The following is a 14,339-nucleotide window of genomic DNA, read 5'->3' on the forward strand; positions in this document are numbered from 1 at the left end:
ACGACTTCAGGATCAGGTTCTAGACCTTTGGAATTCTTGACTCACCTGAATTACGCTGAAATTACGCTGATTATTTCGCCTTTTGCTCCCGGCCCTGTCCCTCTGTCCTTTGCCATAGCAGACTTTCTTTAGGACTTTTCACAGGACGGAATCATACGCGATACTGAGAGGATAGTCTTCAGGACTGTCCAGAGGAACGCAGATGAACGGCGGCGAAATCGACCGAATCCCGGTCAATCAATTGATGCAGCGATATGGACTGGTCAAAAGCGCTGTCTATAAACGGCTGAACGATCTGGGCATTGACCCTCAAAAGGTCGGCAACAAGTCCTTTGTCAATGCAGAACAGTTGCGCCTACTCGACGACTTGCACCAGTTCATCAAATCTGGCGGCACGATGCCTGAATTTCTGGAAAGCCGGGGCATTCAGCCTGCACAAAACTCTTCTTCTGGAGATTCCTCAGGACTGTCCAATATACAGCCTGATGTGATTAATTTAGTGTCGGCGATCGCCGCCCAGTTTGCCAACCGCCTCCAACCTCCCCAAGACCCCCTCGCCTATTACCAAAAGCTGGAAGACGCAGCGCGAAACGGCTGGCTGATGCGAACCTCCGAGATCGCCGATCTACTGGATTTGTCAATTTCGGAAATGCAGTACTATGGCGATCGCTTTTCAGAAGCCGGATTTACGTTTACCAAGTCGGGATATCGAGCAGGTGGAGAAACCGCCTGGAAAGTCTCGAAAGAGCGGAGTTGAGTACGGCTAGCGAAATTGGACAGAAATTAGACAGCTATATGACTGCTAATATGCTGTGTGACAGCCAATATGAAAGTCATCAGGCCCCTTTGCGTCATACGTAGAAGCCTGTAAAATAGAAAAGCCAGCGGTTAAGCTGGCTAGATTTCACGTATTCGATACACTCGATTCTTTCGATTGTTCGTTCTTTCTTTTTCTTAGGTGATGTTAGTGTTCGCACTGGCATCACCTTAGTTTTTGGCACAGCTTTGGGCTGAGGTTTGACCAAGGTGATGGGCTATCAGTTGCTCTGGCATTTGTCCGCCAGCGGAAGCTCGACCCACCAGTGGGGGCTAGTCTTCCTGAACCCTTTAGCCTTTTCTGTCACAGAACTTACACGCTTGCGATAAGTTTCTGCGTTTTGGAGGATTTCTCGCGGGCTGCGCCTGCAAGAGATCGCCCAACTGCGTAAGTCCTGCTGTCAATTAAAACTATAACATGTCCTGAGGACAGTCCTGAGGACTTTTGAGGCTTTCCTAAAAACTTTCCTAAAGACTTTCCTCAGGATTTTCCTCACAGGCTCGCCACAGCTTTGTCCTCAGGAGAGTCCTGAGAACTGTCCTTAGGAATATACAGATAGTAAACGCCTGCTGAAAGATTTCCCACAGTTCAGTTCTCAAGATGGTTCTTAGGAAAGTCCCCAAGACAACAGGACTTCCCTGAAATCGTTTCGGAGCGCTTTTCTAAAAATTTTCCTGGGAAGCTCAATGGCAAGATTGTTTGCAGGACAGTCCTGAGAACATAGTGGTATTTCTAGACGTTATGCCGCAAACTTTTCTACGAAGCTTCCCAGCAAATCTTGGCAATGATTTGTCCTCAGAAAAGTCTTGAGGATAGTCCTCAGGACTGCTTTGCGATTATTCTGTGGAGACGCAGGCTAACTGCCTTGCTGACGAAGCCGCTCTAGCTCTGCCCGCATCGCAGAAATTTGCTCTGTCAGGTCTTTCAAGTCTGCCTGAATATCAGGCGGGGCCACGGGCACACCGCCAGTCGAGGCGGTTGGGCCGCTGGAGGAGCCAGCAGGGCCACTCCAGGAAGCCCCTGCTGGACGCTGCGCCATCAGGTTATCTAAAAAGGCACGGGCCTCTTGCTCCGTCACTTCGCCTTTGGCAGCCAGATCGTCGGCCAGCCCGCTGGGGTCAGTCCGCAGCCGCGCCAGGGTTTCTTCACGCCGCTGGCTGTCTTGAATCGTTTCGGCCAGCGTGCTGGCGGCTCCCAAGGTGACGCGAAAGCCTTTTTGTATCCCTTGCAAAATTTCGTCGGGGTTCATGAGTTCAGTTCCGAGTTTTAGTCAATAATCCGGCATCGGCCCGGCTTCACTCACGTTACAACACCTGCCTGAAATCGCCAAATGAGTTGCCGACAGAACTCGCTGCGAGAAATCATTCCAAGCTTAAAAAGCTTGTCGCAAGCGCATCAGTCTTACCCAATTAGCCTTGCCCAAGTTGTGATGAATTGAATTGCACTCGATTCGGATTGCTTAAGATACTAAAGAGTGCCGCCAGAAGTGGCATTCAACCATAGTTCACGAATGCGATTTACGGGAGTAGGCTGTGCGGGTCAGCATTCTGCGAGAGCGTCTGCAAAATCGTCAAAACCACTGTTCGGGTAGGCTGCGATCTGGCCGACAGAAGGCTCGATATGGCGCTAGATGGATGTCGGCACTGCTGGGCTGTTTGAGTGTTGGACTGTTTCCTATGGAACTGTTGGCAGCGGAGCAAGAAACTGCTGAGCCGATGCAAGTGGTAGATTGGGCGGGCTGGAAAGACAGCAGTTGGCTGGAGGCGCTGGTGCAGCCGCAGCTTGTGCAAGATCCAACGGCGATCGCCGCCCTTCGTCAACACTTGCTGGCCCTGGAGGCGATGGGAATGCCCGCCAGCGCTCAGGGGATATGGGTGCAGTCGGGCAGCCAAATTTTGAGTGAACACAAAGGTCTGGAGCCGATTCCAGCGGCCTCGCTGACCAAAATTCCGACCACGCTGGCAGCGCTTAAAACCTGGGGTACGTCGCATACGTTCAATACCACTGTGGGCGTGACGGGGCCCATCAAAAATGGCGTGGTGCGCGGCGATCTGGTGATTCAGGGCGGCGGCGATCCGCTGTTTGTCTGGGAGGAGGCGATCGCCCTGGGAAATGCCTTAGAACAGCGGGGCATCCGGCGGGTAGAGGGCAATCTGGTGATCGCGGGCAACTTTGCCATGAACTTCAAAGGCGATCCCCAAACGGCCGGGGCACTCCTGCGACAGGGGATCAACGCTGACCTGTGGACAGGCGAAGCGCAGACCCAATACACCCAGCTTCCGCCCGGTACGCCCCAGCCCCGCGTGGCGATCGCGGGTGAAGTGGTTAGCCTAGCCCAGCCGCCTGTCTTTACGCCCGTGCTGCAACGCCGCTCCCTCAGCCTGGTGCAGGTATTGAAGGCAATGAATATTTTCAGCAACAACTTCATTGCCGACTCAGTGGCGCAACAGCTTGGCGGTGGCTCGGCGGTGGCTCGAACAGCAGCAGCGGCGGCAAACATACCCGCTGAAGAAGTCCGGCTGATCAACGGCTCCGGGCTGGGCGAAGAAAACCAGATTTCTCCCCGCGCTGTGGTGGCGATGCTGACGGCAACCCAGCGATCGCTCCAGGCGGAGGGACTCAGCGTGTCTGACCTGTTTCCCGTCGTCGGGCGCGAACGGGGAACCCTAGGCGATCGCCGCATTACGGCCGGCACGCCGGTCAAAACAGGCACGCTCGATCGGGTCAGTTCGCTGGCGGGGGCCCTACCGACGCGCGATCGCGGCGTAGTGTGGTTTGCCATTATCGACATTGGCACAGCCGACCTGGGCAGCGTCCGCGCCGAGCAAGACCGCCTCTTGCAAGCCCTCGTCAGCCAGTGGGGAGAAGCAACCCCCGTTCCCGCAGAAATTCAGCCGAGCGATCGCCTGCCCATCTATCAACAGCAGCTTGGCGACCCAGCACGAAACGTACCGCGATAGGCCGCCTATTGAGAGAAGAAGTTTCGTTTTTTGCTCTTCGTTCTTCCCTCTTTCTTCCCGCCTTCCCTCCACCTCAAAGCCCTTCAGGAATAATCTCCGTCACTACGCGCCCGCCACTAACGGTCACAGTCTGCCGCTCTAGCTTGCCGACAGCACGGGGGCCTCGCATGGTGACGGGTGGATCGGTCTGGCGATAGTCCACATCCCCCTCGGCAACGACCTCACGGCTGCGGATATTCCAGTCCAGTCGGTTGGCATTGAGTTGCGCCTGGTTGCGCTGCCCCACGGCGCGGACGTTCCCCGTGAGCGTTGCCGTTTGCGGGCCCAGGTTAAACCGTCCGGCATTTGCGGCTAAGGTCACTTGCTCCTGCCGCTGAATCACCGTCACAGGCTGGTCGGTACTCAGCACCTCCTGCGGCACATTCCACACTAGGGAATTGCTGCTAATTTGCAGCGGCGGGTTGCTGGTGACAATGCGGGCGCTGTTGGTCAGGGTCAGCACGTTGGTTTGCAGGTTCAGATTGCCCTGGTTGCCCTGGGCCACATCGCTCACCTGCTGGTTCAAGAACCGGGTCACTTGCAGCGGGCGATCGCTCACCACCTGTTCTCGCTGCATCAGCCACACGAGCCGCTCTGCCTTCAGTTGCAGGACGGGATCAGTCGTCGTCGCAGTGACCTGCCCGCTCAGTTCCATGCGGCGTTCTTTGTTGAAAATTTGCGCCTGGTCTGCGGCGATCTGAATCTGCGGGTGGGTTCCCGTCAGGTCTTTGCGAAGAATCAACAGACTGCGATTCGGAATCCACTCCAGTTCCTGCGCCTTCAGCACCGCCTTGCTTTCTAGGTCAATTGCCTCGATGTCGCCCCGCAGGAAAATCTTCTCGCCATTTTGCAGAATTTCACCCGACTGCGCCCTTACCTGATAGGCCGCTTTTCCATCTTGATAGAGTTCGCCTTCGGGCAGGGTCAATCTGGCGATTTGCTTATCTTCGCTATAGGTCGCCTGCTTAGCCGTAATGCGCCAGACCGTTTTGCCCTGTTCATCTGCCTGATCCAGCGTAATGTTGTTGAAGGTCAGGTTGGTATCAATTTGCTGAACCGCAGCGCTATCCCGCGCCAGCCGCTCCGAGGCACGGTTTCTAGGCTGGCAAGCCGTCAACCCGACCATCAACCCTGCGGTCAGCAAAGCCCAGATAGAGATAAAACGAGGCATCAAAGTCACCCAATCTTTACCCAACTCGAAGCATGAGGGGCGATCGCCCAGCCAGGAGTACCGCTTCAGGGTTCTGAATCTGTCCCAGCCTCTACCTTAGACGACGGACGGCCGCTGTTGCTCCTGCGGGTAGACAGATTTTGCGCGATCCGCTGGTTCACCCTCCACCATTCACCAGGGTTGCTGACAAACCCCTAGCCGCATTCAAGCGTCTATTTTGACTCTTGCTATTCTGACTCTTGCTCATCCGACAGCCCAATACCCGACAGCGGACGATAGGTGTAGTTGTGTCGGGGCGTTTTCTGGATGTCTTCTTTAATAGAATCCAGGTCGATGTAGCGATCGGCTACGTTAATCAGGCTATCGCTGGTCATTGAGCGCAGGCTGACCACCTCCACCCGCACGCCCCGATAGCTCACCGCATCTACGGCATAGGCCAGGTCGCCATCCCCGCTCACCAGCACCGCCGTATCATAGGCCCCCACCAGCGCCATCATATCTACGGCAATTTCTACGTCCAAATTGGCTTTTTTGGAACCATCCGGCAGTTGCACCAGGTCTTTGGAAATCACGCGATAGCCATTGCGCCGCATCCACAGTAAAAAGCCCTGCTGCTTCTCGTTGGTGCGGTCTACGCCAGTGTAGAAGAACGACCGCAGCAGCCGTGAGCCAGATGTAAGGCGGCAGAGCAGCTTAGTATAGTCAATTTCAATGCCGAGTTGTAGCGCGGCATAAAACAGGTTAGACCCGTCGATAAAAATGGCCACACGGCCGCGATTTTCTAGCACCTGCTCTGGAGTAAACACTGCATCGCTCTCTGTATGGTGGCTTAGCATCACATTTAGCCTCTTAAAATTATCTGTGTATTTTTTCCAAGGGATGTATTTTCAAAGGTTCCGAAGGGTTTATTAAACGATTTATCCTTAGAAACAAAAAGAAAAGACAGTCTTTGAACGGTCAATTGAAACGGTCAGTTGAAAAGTAAACAAAAACAAAGCGCAACGTCAATCAAAATTGCATCGGACAAGATTTGAATTTGAATCAGTTTAAATCGGGCAGTTTGAATCGAGCAGTTTGAGTCGAGCAATTTGAATTGGGCAGATCGAACCGGACAGATCGAACCAGGCGAATTGAATCGAGTCAACGGTCTTCAGGAAGCTATTAGGAGGCTATCGGAAGCTCTAGACGCTGAAACACAGGCTGCGGCGCAGCGAGCGACTGTCCCGACGGCAGAGTGCCCCAGCGGGTGTGAGCCGAAAATGGGATCGAAGCCGCGATGAACGCCTCATCCAGTTGGTTAAAGTCCACCGCGTAGCCCAACTGCTGATAAATTCGACTACTCAAGTTGGGCACGATAGGCGACAGCAAATAGGCAGAGAGTCGAACCGTTTCAAGAACGGTGTAGATGACCCGCTCAGCGGCAGATTGATTGCCCTGCTTGAAAAGCGTCCAGGGTGCCTGCTCGTCTACGTACTTGTTGCTGGCACGCACGACAGACAGCACCGCATTACAGGCTTGGTCAAAGGCCAGGGTTTCGTAAGCTTGAGTGACGGCTTCCCCCAGGTCTTTTCCAATTGCTTTAAGGGATTCGTCGAGCAACGGGCGATCGCCCCCTCCTCCCGGAACCTTCCCCCCACAGTTCTTATGGGCAAGCTTCAAAACACGGTTCAGCAGGTTGCCCAAATCGTTTGCCAGGTCAGCATTCAGGATATTGACAAACCGAGTTTCGCTGAAATCGCCATCGCGACCAAACTCAATTTCTTTGAGGAAATAGTAGCGAATCGCATCGGAATTGTAGCGCTGAACCAAATCAAACGGATCGATGATATTACCGAGACTCTTGCTCATTTTTTGACCATCTTTGGTCAAGAAGCCGTGCCCGAATACTCGCTCTGGCAGGGGCAATCCTGCGGACATCAGCATGGCTGGCCAATAGACCGCATGAAACCGCAGGATATCTTTACCAATTAGATGTAGGCTGGCGGGCCACCATACCGCATTTGCCAGCGTCGGCTCCTGGTCTGGCTCGACCGAGGCCGTCACATAGTTCAGCAGCGCGTCAAACCAGACGTAGATGGTATGGTCGGGATCAACGGGCAGCGGAATGCCCCACGCCAGGTTGACGCGAGAAATGGAGAAATCCTGTAATCCCTGGCTGACAAAGCTCAGCACCTCATTGCGGCGGCTTTCGGGCTGAATAAAGTCGGGCTGAGATTCGTAGAGTCTTTCCAGCGCGTCCTGATATTTTGACAGGCGGAAAAAATAGTTCTTTTCGTCGCGCCACTCGACCTGTTTATTGGGATGCAGCGGACAGTGCTTCTCCGGCAGCAGATCGCGCTCTTCTTTGAACTCTTCGCAGGAGACGCAGTACCAACCCTGCTGCTGCCCCAGATAGATGTCGCCCGCATCCCACACCCGCTGAAAAAACTCTTTGACGATCGCTTCATGTCGGGGGGCAGTGGTGCGGATAAAGCGGTCGTACTGGATGTTGAACCGTTCCCAGAGCGCAGCAAACCCGGCAGCAATTTCGTCGCAATGAGCCTGGGGCGATCGCCCCAACGCCTCAGCCGTCCGCTGGATTTTCTGACCATGCTCATCCGTGCCCGTCACCATCAGCACCGAGTCACCCTTTAGACGATGGAACCGCGCCAGAACATCTGCGGCGATCGTAGTGTAGGCGCTCCCAATATGGGGCAGATCGTTTACGTAGTAGATCGGCGTAGTAACAACAAATTTGTTTTTTTCTTTAGAGAAAGAGGTCATGTATAGAAAAAATCCGAATTTCCAGAAACCGCGGCCCGACTCAACACCTTTCTGACCAACTCAATTCATGGCTCAGCCGTTCGTCAGGATCACGGTTCGAGGAGATGGTGATTGTAATAATCTAAACCGTCCTCTAACAAGGCGGCACAGAAAACCGGAATTGTTGCGAAATTGATCATTGATGAAACACGGCTAAACGCATTGCATCGAAGCTTTACAATTCTATAACCTATTAATAGGCTAGCACTTTGAATTCATTTTTTGCGCGGTCTGTGTTAAGGCCAGTAGCGGCGCTGGAAACCCTTGAAACGTTTTAGCAAGAGATGGTCTTAATCCACAAAAACACCCAGGAACGCTATTTTGAGAAAAAGTCGTCCTGAAGACCTTGAGCAACCAGCTATGTCCAAAACCCTGCCTCCGTCTGCGCTCCGACGAGTTCATCATGTCGCATTAAATGTTCACAGCATGGAGGCATCCCGACACTTCTACGGCACGATTTTAGGACTCCGTGAACTGCAAGGCAGCGACATTCCGGCTACGCTGATCGACCTAGTGGCGGCAGGCAAAGTGGCGAACTTCGTCACACCAGACGGCACGGTAATCGACCTGTTTTATGAACCCGATTTATCGCCGCCCAACCCTGATCCTCAGCGACAGTTTACCCGCGCAAATCACCTGGCCTTTGACATTGCGCCAGAGTTGTTTGATGAAGCGGTCGCTGTGCTGCGCGACAACGGAGTGCCCATCGACCACGGCCCCGTCTCTCGCCCAACGGGTCGCGGAATTTATTGCTATGACCCAGACGGATTTATGGTCGAAATCCGCTGCGACCCGCAGTAGGAATCGGCAAGGTCAGGGCCAACAGCGGCACTACCCCCGCCCCATAATCGTGCGCTGGAATGGGGGGCGATCGCCCAAACGCTTGAGATAAGCGGCGATCGCCGGATAGTCGGCATAGTCTTGCTTCAGCATCAGCGTGGCATAGCCCAGAATGGACCCCACAGCAATGTCGGCGGCCGTAAGGCGATCGCCCACCAGCCACTCCCGCGTAGCAAGCTGGCTCTCCAACCCGCTGAGCAGGCGCGGCGTTTCGGCATCGCGCACCGTTTCTACAAACAGCCCCGTGCTAAGTGTGGAATTGGCAAACAGCACCCACTGCGCCACCCAGGCCCGCTGCTCTGCCGTCAGCCCGGTATCGTGCCGATCGGACAGATAGAGCAAAATCGCGCCCGACTCCCACAGTACAAAGCCATCCTCCACAATCGCCGGTACTTTGCCAAAGGGGTTGATGGCAAGATAGGTCGGCTGGCGATGTTCCCCGGCCTGCATATCCAGCTGCACAAACTCGTAGGGCAGCCCCAACTCTTCTAGATACCACTTGACAATCGAAGCGCGGCTGCGGGCCCCGCCATAGAGTTTCAAAGCCATAGAGTTCACCGATAAACGTAAGTTCAGCGCAATCCAGTTGGGTATAACGTGTCTCCAAGACCGATAACCACGGACTGAAGACTTCTGGCAACTGGCAACATTGTATAAAGGCTGGGCGGTGTAAATGCTGGGCAGTATTCAAAGACTAGGCATTCAAAGACTAGGCAGCAAAACCGGGCAGCGCTATATCACTCAAACAATTACTCAAACACGATCTCGTCTTCAACCCGCCAGGCCGGATCGACAATACAGAGAAACACCAGTGCCTCCGAGCCGATATTGCGAATAAACTGCCGCGCATTAGGCGGAATATAGACCGCATCGCCCGGTTCGACTCGCTGCACCTCGTCGCCAATGTGCATTTCCCCCACGCCGCTGAGGATGTAATACACCTCCGAAGTTCGCAGCGCGTGGGGCGTGGAGGTATCGCCGGGGGCAACGGTGGCGTGGGCCAGGCTGTAGCGCAGATCGACGGGCTGCTTGTCGGGATGCAGCAGTTCTCGCAGCAACGTGCGATCGCCCGCGATAAACGCCTCACAGCTCATCAGCTTCCGAACCAGCATCTCATCACCTCAACGCCTGTCTTGAACTTTAACCCTACTCCACTACGTAGGATAATGAAATGTGCAGTGCGCCAAACGCCTCTCCTCCTCAAGCCAACCGGCGCAATCCCCTACAACATCCGTCCATAACGATACACAGGAGAAACCCTTGACCAGTACGACCAGCTTAAAAACAACCCGTTCAGAAGAAATCTTTGCCGCTGCCCAAAAGCTCATGCCTGGCGGGGTAAATTCGCCAGTTCGCGCCTTTAAGTCCGTCGGCGGTCAACCCCTTGTGATCGATCGTGTTAAAGATGCCTACATGTGGGACGTAGACGGCAACCGCTACATCGACTACATCGGCACCTGGGGGCCAGCCATCTGCGGTCATGCCCATCCCGAAGTCATCAAAGCCATCCAGGAAGCCGCCGAAAAGGGCACTAGCTTTGGCGCGCCCTGCTACCTAGAAAACGTGCTAGCCGAAATGGTGATTGACGCGGTGCCCAGCATCGAAATGGTACGCTTTGTCAACTCTGGCACCGAAGCCTGCATGGCCGTGCTGCGGCTAATGCGAGCCTTCACCGGCCGCGAAAAGGTGATCAAGTTCGAGGGCTGCTATCACGGCCACGCCGATATGTTCCTGGTCAAAGCAGGTTCCGGTGTGGCCACGCTGGGTCTGCCTGACTCGCCCGGCGTGCCCAAGTCCACCACTGCAAATACACTCACCGCTCCGTTTAACGATCTGGAAGCCGTAAAAGCCCTGTTTGCCGAAAATCCGGGTGAAATCGCCGGAGTAATTTTGGAACCCGTCGTCGGCAATGCAGGCTTCATTCCCCCAGACGCAGGCTTTTTGGCGGGGCTGCGAGAAATCACCCGCGAACATGGCGCACTGCTGACGTTTGACGAAGTGATGACGGGCTTCCGCATTTCCTACGGCGGCGCACAGCAGAAGTTCGGCATTACGCCCGACCTGACCACCCTGGGCAAAGTCATTGGCGGCGGGCTGCCTGTGGGCGCATATGGCGGCCGGCGCGACATCATGCAAATGGTCGCCCCGGCCGGCCCGATGTATCAGGCAGGCACGCTGTCGGGCAACCCGCTAGCCATGACGGCAGGCATCAAGACGCTAGAACTGCTTCAGCGTCCGGGCACCTACGAATATCTGGAGCGCATCACCAAGAAACTATCCGACGGCCTGCTTCAGGCAGCAAAAGACACGGGACACGCGGCCTGTGGTGGCTCCATCAGCGCCATGTTTGGCTTCTTCTTTACCGCTGGCCCGGTGCATAACTACGAAGATGCCAAAAAGTCTGACCTGCAAAAGTTTGGTCGCTTCCACCGGGGAATGCTGGAGCAGGGCGTATACCTGGCTCCGTCCCAGTTCGAGGCTGGCTTTACGTCTCTGGCCCATTCCGACGAAGACATCGACCAGACGATTCAGGCTGCCCGCACGGTGATGAGTTCGCTCTAGCCTTCGGTCGCAGTTTACGCAGCAACACATTCCTCTCGCAGGGGCGATAACTTGGGGCGGGGTCGCTCGGAAAGTTCCGACCGAGCCTCGACTCGAAGCATCGCCCCTGATCATTTGCAGTGGCTACCATCTAAGCGACTGGTTAAGCGACTGGCCCAGTGGATAGGCCATGAAGCGGCCACCTGTTGCCCTCCGGAACTCCCCAAAACCCTGAGGCGCAGACTTTTCCGTAGATCCTCGACCCCATGCTTTACCCTCCGCAATCATTTCCGTAGTCCAACGCTACTGGCCTGCTGTCCAGCCACATAGATTGGAACGGATGTGATGAAGCATAACGTCGAGCTATGAAACACACATTCTGGGTCGCATCCAGTCTGCTGCTTTCTACCTTTAGTTTGGACTAACTGGCATCACAATAATGCTCAACAGGATGCCATAAAGAATCTGCTCAACCGTTCATAACAGTTGAACTTAAGGAATTGGATACAATCCTGCTCGCAGTTAAGCTGCTGTTGCAACCGGACTGTTCAGGGATTGTTCGGATGTCTTGCGTTTCGAGGCTCGTTTTTTGACCATCGGATAGCAGGGACGAGGAGTTGGCTTGTGCCCCTTGCCTCGTCCTGGCGATTTACCACGAGGTTTAGGCGCAGGAGCAGGGGTGCCAATCGCTGCCAAAATGCCTGCAAACGCTTGTGCGACCCGACCCGGAGTCAACGTTTCTTGCGGTGCCTGCCAGGGCAAGGGGTGGTCAGTACAGTCCTTTCGCGCTAACCACAACTGCCAACTGAGCAACGGCATCAGGCTGCTCCACTGTTCGGTTGCCGATACAGAACTGAACTGGGGATGTGTCCAATATAGCCTCTGCTTGGCAAAGCGATACCAGTGTTCAATGGCAAAGCGACGGAGGTAGTGCAACCACAGGGTTTCTAACGGAGGCATCTGCTCACCCAGCCAAACTAACCACAAAGGAGCCAAGCGTCGCGTGCTGCTCTGTGTCTCCAGCACCTCCACGCGCAACACTTCCATTGCCCGTTTGGGGGATTTGCGGAAATGGTATGCACTCCAACGACTGACCCGCACTCGTCCCCAGTTGGGATCATCGACTTCAACGGTTTCGACCGGGACACTCCAAGTGTCAGGGTCATTGAGTTTCATCTTATGTCCATGCTTGGCAGGTGCGCCTCGCCCTCGATACGCTGGGGGCGCGCCATAGACACATCGATTGGATGTAACCCGCAGCAGCAAGTCTGCCTCAATCCCTGCCGTTTGGTTGACAAAACTGGCATTGCCGTACCCTCGGTCGTAGATCGCCAACGGACGCACCGCTAACTGCCGAGTCACTTGTTTGAGTTGGAATGCCGCTTTACTGGCGGGTGTTTCAAAGCTGGTGATGCGCTCATGCCGCAATGGTAATGCCCAACTGCCCCTGTCTTCAGCAATCCAGGCTAAGGTACTGTAGTTTTGTCCGGCTATCGGGGCATGTCCTGTTCTGCCTGATAAGGTGCGGTCTTTCAAACGCCTGGCAGCAGGACGGTTCCACCGACTCGCATCACCTGCCAACAACGGTTGCTGCTGAGTCGGTATCTGCTGCACCAACAGCTTCAGCACCTTTGATCGGGGTAGGCGGCTATCGCGCAACGCTTCATAGGTGCTCGACCACTGGCGACGAAAGACAGGACTCTGCGATAGCCTCACAAACGACACGATGCACGCACTCACTAACACGGCATCCATCAGATCAAACAGGGCATCTCTGGCGTTTCCCAAGCTGGCATACAACGTTTGGCGAAATTGCTGAAGTTCGTTGAAAATCATGGGGTCAATGTTGGTTGTACTTCATTGACCTTACGGCAGTCGGTGCTTCTCATTGACTGCCTTCCTCTTCACCATTAGTCCAAACTAAAGTTTCTACCCTGCTTCCCTCTATGCCTTTAGCACCAAAAGCTGCAAATGCAGATTTATCTGACAAACAAGCAGCAGAAGAGAGATGTGTGAGTTTTTTGCCAGGAACAGGAAGTACAGGCGGCTTTCTAACTGGCCGCGATCTTGGTTCTCGTATAAACGTTCGTGCTGGTGCTGGAACCCACCATCTAGTAAGGCATCAGGGTCGTATTGGAGATGAAATTGATCAGCTATTGGATTGGGGAGTAGCTCCAGATGGTTCTTGCTGGTTCAAAGTACGCTTGACTCGTTCGGGGATTGTCGGCTGGGTCAGGAGTGATTTCGTTGAGCTGATTCCCGGCCCCCTCGACAATCTCTAAAGTGCCACTATCGGGCGCGGAACTCGACTTCATCCTGGCGGATGACGACATCGTGGTTGCCGAAAAAGTCGTGGCCCAGAAGGCCGATGGTGAGGTCTGGGCCGGCGATCGCCACTGACACGTTCCGCGCCACCAGGCCGCCTGCCTCCATCGAGTCGATGGTGCTGGTGGGAAACGTGACGTTTCGGGCATTGGCGGTATTAGCCGTGGCTGTACCTGTCGGGCGCAGGTTCAGGGCCGCCGCCATGCGCTGCGTGATTAGCGTACCGCTGGCTCCCGTATCCAGGATCATCTCAAACGTCGGCCCGCCGTTGAACGTCACGCGGATCACGGGCGTTCCCCCGGCGCGGCGCACAATCGGCGTGCGGAAGCTGGCGGAGGCCGGAGGCGAATCGGCGATCGCCGCGCTGGTTTGGGGTTCTGGAGATTGGCTGGCGCTGGGCGAGTTGGGGGGATCGCTCACCGGACTTTGAGCCAACGCAGGGGGAGCGTTGTTGCCACCTGTCGAGCGGGGCGACGGTGAGGCTCTCAAAATCACGCTGGCATCGGCTCCGGGTCCGCGGCTGGCCTGCTGCTGGGCGATCGCCAAATTGCGGCGATAGTCTCCCAGTTTGCTCTGGGCGCTGGCGTGGTTGGGGCTGGTGGTAGGAACCTGCTGCATCAGTTGGATCGCCTGCTGCCAGCGGCTCACGGCCAGTCGCCAATCGTCCTGAGACTGGGCCGCTTGGCTGATATTGGCTGCATTCGCTGCCTGCTCCAGCGCCTGGGGATAGGGGTCAATGGGGGGTTGGGCAGCAGGAGCGGGGGATGCAGCGGGCACAGGGGTAGGAGGGGCGATCGCCACGGGTTCTGGACTGGGCATAGGCTCCACCGAGTTGCCTGCGATG

Annotated in this window: 13 protein-coding genes; 5 read left to right on the forward strand and 8 right to left on the reverse strand. The window is 55.3% G+C overall.

The annotated features are described in order from the left end of the window. The first annotated feature begins 202 nt into the window (after positions 1–202). Positions 203–757 carry a hypothetical protein gene (locus HPC62_RS19745; protein WP_172358176.1) on the forward strand — a complete coding sequence of 185 codons (555 nt, stop codon included), beginning with the start codon at positions 203–205 and terminating at the stop codon, positions 755–757. A 916-nt stretch (positions 758–1,673) separates the two neighbouring features. Here HPC62_RS19745 and HPC62_RS19750 read toward each other — a convergent pair. Continuing rightward, positions 1,674–2,066 (reverse strand): hypothetical protein, encoded by a 393-nt coding sequence (locus HPC62_RS19750; RefSeq protein ID WP_172358177.1) that lies wholly within the window; start codon positions 2,064–2,066, stop codon positions 1,674–1,676. 385 nt (positions 2,067–2,451) lie between these two features. Between HPC62_RS19750 and HPC62_RS19755 the strand changes: the two genes are divergently transcribed. Further along, complete coding sequence (locus HPC62_RS19755; RefSeq protein ID WP_216655296.1) at positions 2,452–3,777, forward strand: D-alanyl-D-alanine carboxypeptidase; 1,326 nt, start codon at positions 2,452–2,454, stop codon at positions 3,775–3,777. Between the two features lie 73 nt (positions 3,778–3,850). On the opposite strand, the gene lptC is transcribed toward HPC62_RS19755, so the two are convergent. The 3 genes from lptC to metG form a co-directional block, all read right to left on the reverse strand. After that, complete coding sequence (gene lptC, locus HPC62_RS19760) at positions 3,851–4,987, reverse strand: LPS export ABC transporter periplasmic protein LptC (RefSeq protein ID WP_172358179.1); 1,137 nt, start codon at positions 4,985–4,987, stop codon at positions 3,851–3,853. A gap of 227 nt (positions 4,988–5,214) precedes the next feature. Then, positions 5,215–5,823 (reverse strand): LabA-like NYN domain-containing protein, encoded by a 609-nt coding sequence (locus HPC62_RS19765; protein ID WP_172358180.1) that lies wholly within the window; start codon positions 5,821–5,823, stop codon positions 5,215–5,217. Positions 5,824–6,148: 325 nt separating this feature from the next. Beyond that, on the reverse strand, positions 6,149–7,750 hold the full coding sequence (gene metG / locus HPC62_RS19770) for a methionine--tRNA ligase (protein ID WP_172358181.1): 1,602 nt from the start codon (positions 7,748–7,750) through the stop codon (positions 6,149–6,151). 399 nt (positions 7,751–8,149) lie between these two features. Between metG and HPC62_RS19775 the strand changes: the two genes are divergently transcribed. Continuing rightward, positions 8,150–8,590 (forward strand): VOC family protein, encoded by a 441-nt coding sequence (locus HPC62_RS19775; protein WP_172358182.1) that lies wholly within the window; start codon positions 8,150–8,152, stop codon positions 8,588–8,590. Between the two features lie 30 nt (positions 8,591–8,620). Here HPC62_RS19775 and HPC62_RS19780 read toward each other — a convergent pair whose 3' ends face one another. Together HPC62_RS19780 and HPC62_RS19785 are read right to left on the reverse strand one after the other, a co-directional pair. Continuing rightward, positions 8,621–9,178, reverse strand: coding sequence for a glutathione S-transferase family protein (locus HPC62_RS19780; protein ID WP_172358183.1), 558 nt, complete (start codon positions 9,176–9,178; stop codon positions 8,621–8,623). 200 nt (positions 9,179–9,378) lie between these two features. Next, the gene (locus HPC62_RS19785; RefSeq protein ID WP_172358184.1) at positions 9,379–9,741 is read right to left on the reverse strand and encodes a cupin domain-containing protein; all 363 of its coding nucleotides are present in this window, start codon (positions 9,739–9,741) and stop codon (positions 9,379–9,381) included. Between the two features lie 148 nt (positions 9,742–9,889). Between HPC62_RS19785 and hemL the strand changes: the two genes are divergently transcribed. Next, complete coding sequence (gene hemL, locus HPC62_RS19790; RefSeq protein ID WP_172358185.1) at positions 9,890–11,191, forward strand: glutamate-1-semialdehyde 2,1-aminomutase; 1,302 nt, start codon at positions 9,890–9,892, stop codon at positions 11,189–11,191. 501 nt (positions 11,192–11,692) lie between these two features. Here hemL and HPC62_RS19795 read toward each other — a convergent pair. Then, positions 11,693–13,006 (reverse strand): NF041680 family putative transposase, encoded by a 1,314-nt coding sequence (locus HPC62_RS19795; protein WP_172353244.1) that lies wholly within the window; start codon positions 13,004–13,006, stop codon positions 11,693–11,695. A gap of 110 nt (positions 13,007–13,116) precedes the next feature. Here HPC62_RS19795 and HPC62_RS19800 point away from each other — a divergent pair, with 110 nt between their 5' ends. Beyond that, on the forward strand, positions 13,117–13,452 hold the full coding sequence (locus HPC62_RS19800; protein ID WP_172358186.1) for an SH3 domain-containing protein: 336 nt from the start codon (positions 13,117–13,119) through the stop codon (positions 13,450–13,452). A 7-nt stretch (positions 13,453–13,459) separates the two neighbouring features. Here HPC62_RS19800 and HPC62_RS19805 read toward each other — a convergent pair whose 3' ends face one another. Continuing rightward, positions 13,460–14,314, reverse strand: coding sequence for a retropepsin-like aspartic protease family protein (locus tag HPC62_RS19805; protein ID WP_172358187.1), 855 nt, complete (start codon positions 14,312–14,314; stop codon positions 13,460–13,462). Between the last annotated feature and the right edge of the window lie 25 nt (positions 14,315–14,339).

It is taken from the genome of Thermoleptolyngbya sichuanensis A183 (assembly GCF_013177315.1).
Taxonomy (GTDB): Bacteria; Cyanobacteriota; Cyanobacteriia; order Elainellales; family Elainellaceae; genus Thermoleptolyngbya; species Thermoleptolyngbya sichuanensis.

Bases quoted from the DNA above. Each gene is read 5' to 3' on its own strand.
- HPC62_RS19785 (WP_172358184.1), bottom strand. From the start codon at position 9,741: ATGCTGGTTCGGAAGCTGATGAGCTGTGAGGCGTTTATCGCGGGCGAT.
- HPC62_RS19755 (WP_216655296.1), top strand. From the start codon at position 2,452: ATGTCGGCACTGCTGGGCTGTTTGAGTGTTGGACTGTTTCCTATGGAA.
- HPC62_RS19800 (WP_172358186.1), top strand. From the start codon at position 13,117: ATGCCTTTAGCACCAAAAGCTGCAAATGCAGATTTATCTGACAAACAA.
- HPC62_RS19745 (WP_172358176.1), top strand. From the start codon at position 203: ATGAACGGCGGCGAAATCGACCGAATCCCGGTCAATCAATTGATGCAG.
- lptC (WP_172358179.1), bottom strand. From the start codon at position 4,987: ATGCCTCGTTTTATCTCTATCTGGGCTTTGCTGACCGCAGGGTTGATG.
- HPC62_RS19765 (WP_172358180.1), bottom strand. From the start codon at position 5,823: ATGCTAAGCCACCATACAGAGAGCGATGCAGTGTTTACTCCAGAGCAG.
- HPC62_RS19750 (WP_172358177.1), bottom strand. From the start codon at position 2,066: ATGAACCCCGACGAAATTTTGCAAGGGATACAAAAAGGCTTTCGCGTC.
- HPC62_RS19775 (WP_172358182.1), top strand. From the start codon at position 8,150: ATGTCCAAAACCCTGCCTCCGTCTGCGCTCCGACGAGTTCATCATGTC.
- HPC62_RS19795 (WP_172353244.1), bottom strand. From the start codon at position 13,006: ATGATTTTCAACGAACTTCAGCAATTTCGCCAAACGTTGTATGCCAGC.
- metG (WP_172358181.1), bottom strand. From the start codon at position 7,750: ATGACCTCTTTCTCTAAAGAAAAAAACAAATTTGTTGTTACTACGCCG.
- HPC62_RS19780 (WP_172358183.1), bottom strand. From the start codon at position 9,178: ATGGCTTTGAAACTCTATGGCGGGGCCCGCAGCCGCGCTTCGATTGTC.
- HPC62_RS19805 (WP_172358187.1), bottom strand. From the start codon at position 14,314: ATGCCCAGTCCAGAACCCGTGGCGATCGCCCCTCCTACCCCTGTGCCC.